General features: G+C 36.6%; 10 protein-coding genes and 1 tRNA gene. 8 read left to right on the top strand and 3 right to left on the bottom strand.

Going from position 1 to position 13,576, the window contains the following annotated elements:
* Positions 1–29: 29 nt before the first annotated feature.
* Positions 30–2,066, top strand: a complete 2,037-nt coding sequence (gene metG, locus ABID46_RS11955; RefSeq protein ID WP_354510405.1) for a methionine--tRNA ligase — start codon at positions 30–32, stop codon at positions 2,064–2,066.
* 61 nt (positions 2,067–2,127) lie between these two features.
* On the opposite strand, the gene ABID46_RS11950 is transcribed toward metG, so the two are convergent.
* Complete coding sequence (locus ABID46_RS11950) at positions 2,128–3,879, bottom strand: ADP-ribosylglycohydrolase family protein (protein ID WP_354510403.1); 1,752 nt, start codon at positions 3,877–3,879, stop codon at positions 2,128–2,130.
* A 17-nt stretch (positions 3,880–3,896) separates the two neighbouring features.
* Positions 3,897–5,399: a cardiolipin synthase gene (gene cls / locus ABID46_RS11945; RefSeq protein ID WP_354510401.1), complete on the bottom strand. Its 1,503-nt coding sequence runs from the start codon at positions 5,397–5,399 to the stop codon at positions 3,897–3,899.
* Positions 5,400–5,567: 168 nt separating this feature from the next.
* Here cls and ABID46_RS11940 point away from each other — a divergent pair, with 168 nt between their 5' ends.
* The 3 genes from ABID46_RS11940 to ABID46_RS11930 all read left to right on the top strand — a co-directional run bounded on the left by ABID46_RS11940 (position 5,568) and on the right by ABID46_RS11930 (position 9,097).
* The gene (locus ABID46_RS11940) at positions 5,568–7,688 is read left to right on the top strand and encodes a M3 family metallopeptidase (protein WP_354510399.1); all 2,121 of its coding nucleotides are present in this window, start codon (positions 5,568–5,570) and stop codon (positions 7,686–7,688) included.
* 165 nt (positions 7,689–7,853) lie between these two features.
* Positions 7,854–8,681, top strand: coding sequence for a M23 family metallopeptidase (locus tag ABID46_RS11935; protein WP_354510397.1), 828 nt, complete (start codon positions 7,854–7,856; stop codon positions 8,679–8,681).
* A 2-nt stretch (positions 8,682–8,683) separates the two neighbouring features.
* Positions 8,684–9,097, top strand: coding sequence for a bactofilin family protein (locus ABID46_RS11930; protein ID WP_354510395.1), 414 nt, complete (start codon positions 8,684–8,686; stop codon positions 9,095–9,097).
* A 45-nt stretch (positions 9,098–9,142) separates the two neighbouring features.
* Here the strand turns inward: ABID46_RS11930 and tyrS are convergent, their stop codons facing one another.
* Positions 9,143–10,438 (bottom strand): tyrosine--tRNA ligase, encoded by a 1,296-nt coding sequence (gene tyrS / locus ABID46_RS11925; protein WP_354510393.1) that lies wholly within the window; start codon positions 10,436–10,438, stop codon positions 9,143–9,145.
* A 107-nt stretch (positions 10,439–10,545) separates the two neighbouring features.
* Between tyrS and ABID46_RS11920 the strand changes: the two genes are divergently transcribed.
* The 4 genes from ABID46_RS11920 (at position 10,546) to ABID46_RS11905 (ending at position 13,370) form a co-directional block, all read left to right on the top strand.
* Entirely contained in the window at positions 10,546–11,451 is a 906-nt protein-coding gene (locus ABID46_RS11920; RefSeq protein ID WP_354510390.1) for a CorA family divalent cation transporter, read from the top strand.
* Entirely contained in the window at positions 11,448–12,044 is a 597-nt protein-coding gene (locus ABID46_RS11915; RefSeq protein WP_354510387.1) for a YdcF family protein, read from the top strand. Before ABID46_RS11920 ends, ABID46_RS11915 begins: the two co-directional genes overlap by 4 nt.
* A 61-nt stretch (positions 12,045–12,105) precedes the next feature.
* Complete coding sequence (locus ABID46_RS11910; protein ID WP_354510385.1) at positions 12,106–13,254, top strand: LOG family protein; 1,149 nt, start codon at positions 12,106–12,108, stop codon at positions 13,252–13,254.
* Between the two features lie 43 nt (positions 13,255–13,297).
* Positions 13,298–13,370 (top strand) — tRNA-Met (locus tag ABID46_RS11905).
* Positions 13,371–13,576 lie beyond the last annotated feature (206 nt).

The following is a 13,576-nucleotide window of genomic DNA, read 5'->3' as shown; positions in this document are numbered from 1 at the left end:
TTATCTTTGCACACCAAAATTTATTTTCAATGAGTAACACGAATCGATATACGCTTACGGCGGCACTTCCTTATGCAAACGGCCCCATTCACATTGGTCATTTAGCGGGTGTTTATATTCCTGCAGACATTTATGCGCGATATTTACGCCGAAAAGGAATGGATGTAGCCTTTATTGGAGGTTCTGACGAACACGGAATTCCGATTACCATTCGTGCGAAAAAAGAAAATACAACGCCACAAGCAATTGTGGATCAATACCACGAATTGATCAAAGATACTTTGTACAAATTCGGGGTTTCTTTTGATCATTATTCGCGAACTTCCAACCCAAAACACCACGAAGTTTCTTCTGATTTCTTCTTGAATTTATACAACAATGGAAAATTCATCGAAGAGATTTCGGAACAATTTTATGACGAAGAAGCCAAAGAATTCTTAGCTGATCGTTACATCGTCGGAACTTGTCCGAAATGTCAAAATCCGAATGCTTATGGTGACCAATGCGAAAGCTGTGGTTCTACCTTGAGTCCAACGGAATTGATTGATCCTCGTTCGGCTTTGAGCGGAAATGTTCCCGTTTTGAAGGAAACCAAAAACTGGTATTTGCCTTTGAACGAATACGAATCTTTCTTGAAAGAATGGATTTTGGATGGACATAAAGAGGATTGGAAATCCAATGTCTACGGACAAGTTAAATCTTGGATCGATGATGGATTGAAACCACGTGCGATGACCCGCGATTTGAATTGGGGTGTGAAAGTTCCTCTTCCAGATGCCGAAGGTAAAGTATTGTACGTTTGGTTTGATGCACCGATTGGATACATCACATCCACCATCGAATGGGCAGAAGCCAACGGAAAAGATTGGAAAGACTATTGGCAAAATCCCGATACGAAATTGATTCATTTCATCGGGAAAGATAACATTGTATTCCACTGCATCATATTCCCAGCGATGTTGAAAGCGCACGGAGATTTCATTATGCCGGAAAATGTTCCAGCCAATGAATTTATGAATTTGGAAGACGATAAGATTTCAACTTCGAGAAATTGGGCAGTTTGGGGAAATGAATATTTGGATGAATTCCCAGGTCAAGAAGACGTTTTGCGTTATGTGTTGACTGCGAATTTACCTGAAAACAAAGACAATAATTTTACGTGGAAAGATTTCCAAACCAAAAACAATTCGGAATTGGTGGGGATTTTAGGGAATTTCATCAATCGCGTAATGGTATTGACACAGAAATATTACAACGGAATCGTTCCAGAAAAAACGATGGAATTTGAAGAAGTTGCTCAAATCAAGGAATTCGCCAAGAAAATTGGAGCACATTTGGAGAAATTCGAATACCGAAATGCCTTGATGGAATATATGAATTTGGCGCGTTTGGGAAATCAATTCCTACAAAGCCAAGAGCCTTGGAAAAAGCAAGACAATCCAGAGGAAGTAAAAGGAATTATGTACGCTGCCGCACAAATCACAGGAATGTTGGCGCAATTAGGCGAACCTTTTATGCCGTTTACAGCCGAGAAATTGTTCAAAATGTTGAACATTGAACAGAAAACTTGGAACGAATTGGAAACCGCAGAAGAATTAATTCCAACCGGACATCAATTCAATCCATCCGAATTAATTTTCGCCAAAATAGAAGACGAAACCATCGATTTTCAAATCAATAAATTACAACAAAGCAAAATGCAAAATCAAATGACCAATCCCAATGCAGCGCCCCAAAAAGAATTAGTTTCTTTTGATGATTTCCAAAAAATGGACATCCGAATCGGAACCATTTTGGAAGCCAAAAAAGTGGAAAAAGCCGATAAATTATACGAATTAAGAGTAGATACCGGAATGGATGTTCGTACGATTGTTTCAGGAATTGCAGAACATTTTACTTTGGAAGAAATCGTTGGAAAACAAGCAATGGTTTTGGCGAATTTGGCTCCTCGTAAAATCCGCGGAATCGAATCACACGGAATGTTGTTATTTGCTGACAAAGCCGATGGAAAATTAACCTTCATCAATCCAGAAGCAGAAACACCCAACGGAGTTCAAGTCGGTTAGAATATAAAAATACACTTATCTACTATCTTGTCAAGAAATTAGAAGCTTGACAAGATTTTTTTTACCCGACAGCTCTATTTATCAATGACTTATAAAGCCTAAAAGATAATTCTTCAATATCATCTTTTCTTGCCAAAGGCTCTAACCAAGTATTTGGGATTTCCTTTTTACCATAGTATAAACCAGCTAAACCTCCGGTAATTGAAGCTACCGTATCAGTATCATCGCCTAGATTTACAGCATTTTCGACAGCTTGTCGAAAATTTTCAGTATTTAAAAAACACCAAATACTTGCTTCTAGAGAAGCAACAACATAGCCTTTGCTTGAAATATCATTTTCTGAAAGACTCGCTATATCATCTTTTAAAAGTCTATCAAAACATTCTATCTCTTTAACTGGAATATTTAATTTCTCTAAATAGTTTGGAAACGAGTTTTGAAGTTGTCGATAAATAGAGTTCTTTTCTTTCCCTTGAAGAATTAAAAGAGCAAATTCCACGTAATAAAAACATGATAAAATTGATCGAATATGCCCATGGGTGATTGACGAAACATTTTGAATAATTTCAAATCTTTGAATCCATTCTAAATTTTCTAAACCAAAAACTATAGGAAGAATTCGCATCAATGATCCATTTCCATTATCAAAATCTTCTCGTCCACCAGCTAGTGTTGGTGAAACATTTTGTTTCAACCTATCAATTGCTCTTTGTGTGGCAATTCCTATATCAAAAACCTCACCTCTAGCAGTCCAAAAACTCTCATCATACCATTTGATGAAATTTCTAGCCAAATCATTTAAATTCAATCCAGAAATCATAGATTCAACCAAACAAAAACTCATCGAAGAATCGTCTGACCAAGTACCAGGTAGTTGATCGTATGTTCCAAAACCTAACATTTCTGAAATAGGATTCTCCTTTAAATATGTTCTACTTTTAAATTCTACTGGAACTCCAAGCGCATCACCTACAGAAATCCCCAACAAAACAGATTGTATATCATATAATTTGTGATTTACTTTATATTTTTTATCGAAATTCTCTAACACCATTCGAAATTCAGGTGGTAATTTCTTTAAAGTATAATCAACCAATTCTTGTGGAATCTCTTGGTAATAAATAGCCGCAAGTCCTCCAGATATTGAAGCAATTGTATCACTATCTCCACCAATTGAAATAGCCAATCGTATAGCGGATTCAAAATCTGTACTTTCCAAAAAGGACACGATTGATTGAGGAACGGAACCTTGACAACTCACATCGAATTGATAGGAAGGACGAATCTCGTCTAACGTGAAATTTAAGTCATAGTTAAAAGTTTCAGTTATATATTTCTTAATTTCCTCTTTTGACTTTCCTTTTCTAGCCAAAAACCCAGCCGCTGCAACAGCTTGAGCACCTTTTATTCCTTCTGGATGATTATGAGTTACTTCAGCAGTTTGTTTAGCAACATTTAAAACTTCATTTAAATCATCACTCACAAAACAAACAGGAAGCGCTCGCATTGCAGAGCCATTTCCATAACTATTATAAGGAAGTAAATCTTTAGAGTCCAACCATTGTTTAAATCTGGAACCAAATCCACAATCATAGTAGTTTTGACCAATTTCCCATAGGGTACGTGCAAAATCCTTTTGATTCAAAATCGCATCTGCAACTGCTATTGTCAATACGCTATCATCTGTAAACTGACAACATTCATGACACAAGTCAAATTCCGTCGATTTCAGATTTTGATGTTCAAATCTAGAACCAATGACATCTCCGATTATTGCCCCGATGATGGTATAGGTGTTAGAAAAGTTTTTCATATTTTAGTAGAATAAATTTACAATATAGGCGCTAACAATCGACAAATAGAGGCAATTGCGCGTTTCCAAATGCTCACGTCCTTCCATTTTTCGAAGGTTAAAAATTCGGAAACTTGTTTATCATCTTCAAATTGGGTTTTCATCCGTTGAATCAAGTTTGATTCGTGAATGATAGCCGTGATTTCGTAATTGATGAAAAAACTTCGGTTATCCAAATTCACCGTACCAACAAATGCTATTGCGTCATCAATCACCAAAGTTTTGGCGTGAATAAATCCCTTTTCGTACAAATACACTTTGACGCCACGTTTCATCAGAGGTTTCAAAAAGGACAAAGAAGCTTGTTGAACGACAAAAGAATCTCCCACTTTTGGCAACATCAATTCTACTTCTACGCCACTTGAAACTGCGACCAACAAAGCCGATTTGAATTCGTCTGAAGGAATAAAATACGGCGTACAAATTTGCACTTTCTTTTTCGCCAAAGTAATGGCCAAAATCATCGATTCCATCGCAGTTGGCATATCTCCAGCAGGAGTTGAGTAGGCAAATCCAACTAGGGAATTTACTTTTTCAGTAATAGTCTGTTGCTGCGGATGTAAATATTTTTCGTCCGAAGCATCGTACATTTCACCTGATGTCGTCGCCCAATTCAACCAAAAATACACTTGCAACATATCGACTGCATTTCCTTTGATCGAAACAGAAGTATCACGCCAGAAAACTGAATTATTCTTTGAATATGGCAATTCATTGATGTATTTATCCGAAATATTGATTCCTCCAACAAAAGCAATTTCGCCATCGACTATTAGGATTTTACGGTGGTTTCGATAGTTCGAATTGGCCAATGAACTAAATTGAACGGGAAGAAAAACTTGCAGTTGAATGTTGGAACCAGCCAATAATTTTTCAAAATTTCGACTCAATTTAGGTGAACCAAAATTATCGATCATCACCCGCACTTCCACACCTTCATTGGATTTTTCTTTTAAAAGTTCAATAACTTCCATTCCAATTTGGTCGGGATCGAAAATGTAATATTCCAAATGAATATGGTGTTTCGCAGAACGTAAAGCTTCCAAAAATTTCGGAAACTTTTCTTCGCCATTTAAGTACAATTCCACTTCATTATTGAAATAGGTTGGCGATGATTTCGAATTGTTCAAATATCTGAAAACTCTTGCTTGATCTCCAATTGTTTGTTCGACCAAATGAAAATTTGTCTCAGATGCTTGTTTGACTTCATTCCATTTCGATTCAATTTTAGTACGTTGCAAATCATCCAATCGCCCAAAAATTTTATTTCGATTGAATTTCTGTCCGAAAAAGAAATACAGAATCAGTCCTATGACGGGCAAAAAGAAAATAACCAAAATCCAAGCGATTGTTTTTGTTGGATTTCGATTTTCGATCAAAATCGTGACAACCGTTGATAAATACAAAAATAAAACAGGAATCCAGTACCATGTTTTGATAAATTCCCAAATCGATTGAATAAGCGGATAGTATTGCTCCATTTCTGTTTAGAAAGGCTTGAAATTACAAAATTTTGCGGAATTGATCTATATAAATTTTGTAGATTTACCCTTTTCAAATCAATCACAGAAAGATTTTTAAATTTAATTGTAACAATTTATTTAACATATCAACTAATTTGATTAGGTTAAATTTTTAAACGAAATAGTATGAAATTAAAACAGTTGGCTTTGGCGACTGTCTTTGCACTATCGATCATCGGATGTAAAGACAAAGATTCGACAACTACAAAAACTTACACAGCAGAAGAAATGAAAGACAATCCATTGGTACAAGAAAGTACGCTACCTTATTTTGCTCCCGATTTTTCTAAAATTAAAGACGAGCATTATAAACCGGCCTTGGAATATGCGTTGCAAGTTCAAATGGAAGCGATTGACAAAATTGCAAACAATTCAGAAGCTCCGACATTTGAAAACACCTTGGTGGAAATGGAAAAAGCAGGCGCTTTATTGGATCAAGTAGCGAGCGTTTTTGGTGCTTTGGCAAATGCAGATACCAACGATCATTTAAAAGCTTTGGATGCGGAAATGTCAACCGTTTTTGCAGAACAAAGCGATAAAATAAAATTGAACGAGAAATTATTTGAGCGCATCAAAACCTTACACGATCAAAAAGATCAATTAGGATTGGAAGGTGAAGATTTACGTTTGTTGGAAGTTACTTATCAAAACTTCTCGATTGCAGGAGCGAATTTACCAAAAGAAAGCAAAGACAAATTGAAAGAAATCAATTCAAAAATTGCTGGTTTGGAAAACAAATTTGGTCAAACCGTAATGGACGCTTCCAATGCGGCTGCGATTACCGTAACCGACACCACTTTGTTGGCAGGATTAACTCCAGCAGAAATGAATGCATTGAAAGTTGAAGGGAAAAACGAATGGAAAATTCCGGTTATCAATACGACCCAACAACCAATGATGCAAACTTTCACCAACCAAGAAATGCGTGAAAAATTATTCAATGCATCTTGGAAAAGAACCGACGGTGGGGAGTTTTCAACTTTGGACATTATCAAAGAATTGGTTGGATTAAGAATCGAAAAAGCGAAATTATTAGGATTCAACAATTACGCAGAATGGTTGTTACAAGATGCCATGGTGGAAACACCAAAAACGGTTACCGACTTCTATGCACAATTGGTTACTCCAACGGTAAAAGCGGTTGATTTAGAGAATCAAGCTTTAGTGGATTTGGCAAAAGCAGATGGTTTAGCGGAATTCAAACCAAGCGATTGGACTTTCTATGCTGAAAAATTGCGCAAAGCGAAATATGATTTAGATGAAAGTCAAATCAAACCTTATTTCGAATTGAAAAATGTATTGGAAAAAGGAGCTTTTTATGCGGCAACCAAATTATACGGAATCACCTTCAAAGAAAGAAAAGACATCCCTACGTATCATCCAGATGTGATGGTGTATGAAATTTTTGAAGAAGATGGAACGCCATTGGCTTTGTTCTATGGAGATTTCTTCAAGCGCGAAAGCAAAAGAGGTGGTGCTTGGATGGGGAATTTCGTAACCCAATCTCATTTGTTGAACAAAAAACCGGTGATTTACAATGTGTGTAATTATGCAAAACCTGCAGCAGGTGAAGCAGCATTGATCAGTTTTGACGATGTAACGACTTTGTTCCACGAATTTGGACACGCTTTACACGGATTGTTTGCCAACCAAAAATATCCATCGCTTTCAGGAACTTCAGTTGCAAGAGACTTCGTTGAATTGCCTTCTCAAGCTCACGAAAACTGGATTTTGGAACCAGAAGTATTGAAAAACTATGCAATTCACTACCAAACAGGTGAAGTAATTCCACAAGCTTTAATTGACAAAATCAAACGTGCGGCTACTTTCAACCAAGGATTTGCATTTGGTGAAGTTTTGGCAGCGAGTGTGATGGATTTTAACTTCCATACCTTAAACGAAATTCCAGCAGATTTTGATGTAAACAAATTCGAAATGGAAACTTTGAAAGGACAGTCTTTGTGGATGACCAACGTTCCTCCGCGCTATAGAGCTTCTTATTTCAACCATATTTTTGGTGGCGGATATGCAGCGAGCTACTATGCTTATACTTGGACCGAAATGTTGGCGCGTGATACAGGTAAATGGTTCCAAGAAAATGGAGGATTAACGAGAGCGAACGGACAACGTTACCGCGATTTGATACTTTCCAAAGGAAATACCATCAATTACAAAGAAGCTTACAACGAATTTAGAGGTGGTGAACCACAAGTAAGTACTATTTTGATTGAAAGAGGATTACAATAAATCCCAATTTTATAGATATTCCAAAGCCCTTGACATTCAAGGGCTTTTTTTATAAATCAAATAGTTTTCCATCTCATCATCAAATGATAAAGTTTTGTTAAGAAAGTCTCATTGCCAACTTAATTTGTTAAATTCGGACATCTTAATTAACATATCTGGGGGGAAATGCTTAAACACAAAACATCGGTATTGTTTGTTAGTTCAAATGGAAAAGACAGGAAAACATTACAAATACCTACCGTTATTCTTTTGAATTGGAGAAGATTTCTCATTTGGGGATCCGCTTTGTTCATCGTTCTATTTTCCTTGGTGGGATTTTTCATTTACGAACACACCAATGATTATTATACAACTTTATACAAAGAACGATTAGCGCGTGCCAATCAAATCAAAAATGCCATTGACATCGAAAAAGCCAAAGAATCCTTTGAATCGATTGATGCTGCAATGTTGGAAGTCAATGAAATCTTGGTAAAAAGAGGGTTGAAACCTTTAGCACTTGAAGGCGCAGGTGGTCCACTTGAATTTGAAATTACCAAAATCAATCAAGTAGCTGAAGAATACGCAGAAAACATTCAACATTTAGGAGAAATTCTAGAATCAACACCTTTTGGTTTGCCTCATTTTGGCGAACAAACTTCTGGATTTGGCAAAAGAAATAATCCGTTTGGCGGTTCCAATTCCGAAATGCATCGAGGTTTGGATTTCCGAGGTGAAATGCATTCGCCCATTCAAACTACCGCCTCTGGAAAAGTTATTTTTGCAGGTGTGAAAGGCGGTTATGGAAATGTGGTAATCATTGAACATCCCAATAAATTACAGACGCTTTACGCTCATTTATCGGAAATTCTTGTCAAAAAAGGTCAAACCGTTGAATTGGGTGATATGATTGGAAAATTAGGAAGTACAGGACGAAGTACTGGCCCTCATTTGCACTATGAAATTCTTCATAAAAATGAACGAATTGATCCTCAAAATTTTATAAATCTTTAACTATGTTTAAAAATTCTACTCCAAAAGACAAATCCAAAAACTTAACGAATCTTCCCATTGAAACGGTCATTGCAGAAGGAATCACGATTCAAGGCGACATTCTTGGTGAAGGCGCTATACGAATCGACGGAAAAGTGGAAGGAAATGTTCAGCTTTCAAAAGGTGTAATTTTGGGAGAAAAAGCTGAAATTATAGGTTCTGTAAAAAGTTCGGAAGTCATTGTTTTTGGGAAGCTAAATGGAAATTTGGAGTGCAAGGATTTGTACATCAAATCAACTGGAAAAATCGATGGAAACATTTTGGTCAATGCCTTTGCAGTAGATATGGGTGGAAAATACAATGGAAACCTTAAAATGACCCAAAACGAAATCAATCTAAACGAAAAACTGGAAATAAAACGAACCGCTGAAGCATAAAAAAAGTCCATCGTTTGATGGACTTTTTTCTTTCTATTTTGGGAATTATTCCGCAATTAAAATGAAATAATTCTTCTTTCCTTTTTGCAATAAGATATAGGTATCTGAAATCAAATCTTTGGACGAAATCATATACTCCTCACCTACTTTTTCTTTGTTCACCGAAATCGCATTGGCTTTCAATTCTCTTCTGGCTTCACTTTTTGAACTTAAGAATCCTGTTTTTTCAGACAAAGTATCGATGATGTTGATTCCATCTGCCAATTCCGCTTTGGAAACACTTGCTTGAGGAACACCTTCAAAAACAGCTAAGAAGGTTGCTGCATTCAAGGATTTCAAATCTTCTGCTGTGGATTTTCCAAACAAAACTTCTGATGCTTTGATGGCATTGTCCAATTCTTCTTTTCCGTGCACCAAAGTCGTAATTTCTTCCGCCAATTTCTTTTGCAATTGACGTAAATGAGGTGCTTCTTTGTGCGTTTCGATCAAGGAATTGATTTCCTCTTGACCTAAAAATGTGTATATTTTGATGTATTTCTCCGAATCTTCATCAGATTGATTCAACCAAAATTGGTAAAATTTATAAGGCGATGTACGGTTTTTGTCCAACCAAACATTTTCTCCACCTTCGCTTTTTCCAAATTTCGTTCCGTCCGATTTGGTGGTCAACGGACAGGTAAAAGCAAAAGCTTCACCTTGAACTGTACGACGAATCAACTCTGTTCCCGTCGTGATATTTCCCCATTGGTCAGAACCTCCAAATTGAAGTTTCACACCCATTTCTTTGTACATATGCAAGAAATCATATCCTTGAATCAATTGATAGGTAAATTCCGTAAAAGACATTCCGACAGTAGATTCAGCGCCCAATCTTGATTTCACAGAATCTTTTGCCATCATATAATTCACAGTGATGTGTTTTCCAACATTTCGAACAAAATCGATGAACGAAAAGTCTTTCATCCAATCGTAATTATTAACCATCACTGCTGCATTGGGTTTCGACTGATCAAAATCTAAGAAACGTTCCAATTGGCTGCGAATTCCATCTACAAAACGTCCTAAAGTTTCTTCGTCCAATAAATTTCGTTCGGCAGATTTTCCGGTTGGATCCCCAATCATACCTGTCGCGCCACCCACCAAAGCAATTGGTTTATGCCCGTGACGTTGCATATGCATCAACAAAATGATAGGAACCAAACTTCCAACGTGTAAAGAATCGGCGGTAGGATCAAATCCACAATAACCCGTCGTCATTTCCTTTTCCAGTTGTTCTTCTGTTCCGGGCATGATCGTGTGAATCAAACCTCTCCATTGCAATTCTTGGATAATTCCGCTCATTTTTACTTTAATTTTAAGGCGACAAAGATAAGTATCGAAGTTTGAAATGCGAAATTCAATAATCGATTAATTTAATTGGTAAATTCGTTCATCTAATCAAAAAACTTATGGATTCGATTTTTTTCAAAAACGAATGTTTTACTTGGTACAATTTGGAAGATCCTTCGCAAGAGGAAATTCAGAAATATTTGAAAGAATTTTCCTTGACTTCCTATACCGTTCAAGATGCGTTGGAAATTGGTCACTTGCCAAAATTTGAACACCAAGATAATTTTGATTTCATTCTCTTACGATTTTATGAAAAAGAACCTCGCTCCTACACCAATATCATTCGGGAATTCAGCCATAAAATCGGGATATTTATGGGAGAGAATTTTTTGATTACGATTCACCAAAAACCTGTTCCTTTTTGGGAAATTATCCAATCGGAACTAGAAAACGATCCCCAACATTCCAAATTAACAACCCGAAAATTATTCTATAAAATCGCCCAACGAACGCTCAATACATTTTTACAGCCTTCAATCAAAATAGCCGAACAAATTGAAATCTACGAACAATCCTTATATACAACGGAACGTGAATTGAAATTGAATTTGAAACGTTTGTATCAATTGAAACGCGAATCTTCGACTTGCGCTAAACTTTTGGTGCTGATGCGTGATGTGTTGAATGAGTTCCGTTCTTATGTCAAAAACGTTGCTTCGTATAGAGATTTACAAGAATTGAACACGAAATTGCTGCATTTACACGCCCAAAACACCGACGATTTACAAAACTTATTTACGTTGACCATTTCGGTTTCGGACCAAAGAGCCAACGAAATCATGAAGGTTTTGACGGTTTTTTCGGCTTTCTTTTTACCGCTTACATTTCTTACCGGATTTTATGGGATGAATTTCGAGTATATTCCCGGATTGAAAGATCCGAAAATGTTTTATACTGCAATTTTTGTAATGCTTGTGATTGTGGTGGTGATTTTTCTATGGTTCAAACGAAAGAAATTTTTATGAATTGGAGATTTCTAAATCGGATTTTACAGTTTTCTATACTCTTTCTATTAATTTTATTCGGAGGAACTTTCTTGTCGATTGGCAGATTTTCCAAAATAGATCAAACCCAAAAAGCCGATGTAGCGATAATTCTCGGAACTGCTGTTTGGGGAAATGAACCTTCACCTGTTTTCGAACAAAGAATTCTTCACGGAATTAAATTATACCAAGATGGTTGGGTTGATTATTTAATCTTTACTGGAGGTTCGCCAGAAATTGGGAAACCATCTGAAGCGGAAGTTGCTAAAAGCTATGCAGTGAAAAAGGGAATTCCAACCGACAAAATATTCATTGAAGATCAATCAAGGATTACCCAAGAAAACTTAGTTTATTCAAAAGAAATTTTGACAAAAAACGCATTTTCAACTGTTTTAATCGTTAGCGATCCTATTCATATGAGGCGCGCAATGACGATGGCAAGTGATTTGGAATTGGTTGTATATAGTTCGCCCACACAAACTTCTCAATTTCGAAGTGCTTCCAAAAAATTCGGGTTTTTACTGAGAGAAACCTATTTATTAATTGGATATAAGGTTCTTCAATTCGTTCGCTAAATCCTACATCTGTATTCTAAATTTTGAATTAAATCTTGTAAATTGCCAAAAAGATTGATCTATGTCGTTGAAAAAATTTGCCAACCTGATTCGAACCAAATCTGAATGGAATCATTTGATTCAAGCAACCAAAAACTTGAAAGGAAAAGTGATTCAGAATTTAAATTTCACAAAGGAAGAAATAGATTGGAGTCAATTTCAATTGGAGGGAACCACTTTTTTGGGATGTGATTTCAAAAAGAATGATGGCATATATGTCATAACTCAAGGAGCATTTGTCTATCCAAAATTCAAAAATTTACCTTTTAATCCTCATCGGGCTCATCTTTATGATTGGGAGGAATTGATGGAAGGCTATACACCAGAGCTTGATGAGAGTGTAGATTTAAATATTTACAAGCATTTCTACAAGCATCGTTACAATCCTCCAATGGAAATTGCGTTGGCTGAGCGAATTCATGATTATGGAATTGATGTTGCACTTCGCAATTTGTTGGAATTTGATGAATATGGAATGACCGAACGAAAAGTGGTTGGTTTCATGGGCGGACATTCTACTCTTAGAGGATCTGAATATTACATCAAAGTAGCCATTGGAGCCAAGCGACTATCTGAAAAAGGCTATTTTATCGCGACAGGTGGCGGTCCTGGCATCATGGAAGCAGCCAATTTAGGTGCTTATTTTGGCAAGCATACCGATGCTGAATTAATGGAAGCAATCCAGATTTTATCGGATTTGGAATTTACGGAAGAAGGACAAAAAGATTATTTGGCGAAAAACTACATCCAACAATCCAAACTGGTTTTGGATAAATTTCCAGAAGGAAACGAAAATTTAGCAATTCCTACATGGTTTTACGGACACGAACCTTCGAATTTATTTGCAAGTTCCATTGCGAAATATTTTTCGAATAGTATACGAGAAGATACCTTGTTGGCGATTTGTTTGTATGGAATTATTTATGCTCCTGGAAGTGCGGGAACAACCCAAGAAATTTTCCAGGAAGCGGCCCAAAATCATTATGGAACGTACGGATATTATAGTCCGATGGTGTTTTTGGGGAAGAAAAGATATGTCGAAGACACGGCTTTGTACTCGGTTTTGCACCAATTAGCAGTTGGAATGCCTTATAAAGATTTATTGTATTTAACTGACGATGCGGAACTTGCAGTAGAGTTCATAGAAAATCACCCACCAATTATGGTATAAATTTTGTGGTTTAAAAAATTCGTTATATATTTGCAGTCTAAATCGCGGGATGGAGCAGTAGGTAGCTCGTCGGGCTCATAACCCGAAGGTCACAGGTTCGAGTCCTGTTCCCGCTACTAAGTCAAAAAGAGATTCTCAAAAAGAGTCTCTTTTTTTATGTCCTAAATCGTCGGGTTATGAGATTAAAATAATAGAAAATATTCACAGGTTCCCCCGATGCGTCGGGGCTGTTCCCGCTACTAAGTCAAAAAGAGATTCTCAAAAAGAGTCTCTTTTTTTATGTCCTAAATCGTCGGGTTATGAGATTAAAATAATAGAAAAT

Origin of the sequence: Moheibacter stercoris (genome assembly GCF_040545805.1) — a bacterium.
In the GTDB taxonomy this organism is placed as follows: Bacteria; Bacteroidota; Bacteroidia; order Flavobacteriales; family Weeksellaceae; genus Moheibacter; species Moheibacter stercoris.
Note: the sequence above shows the minus strand (reverse complement) of the source record. Positions and strands in the feature narration are given on the sequence as shown.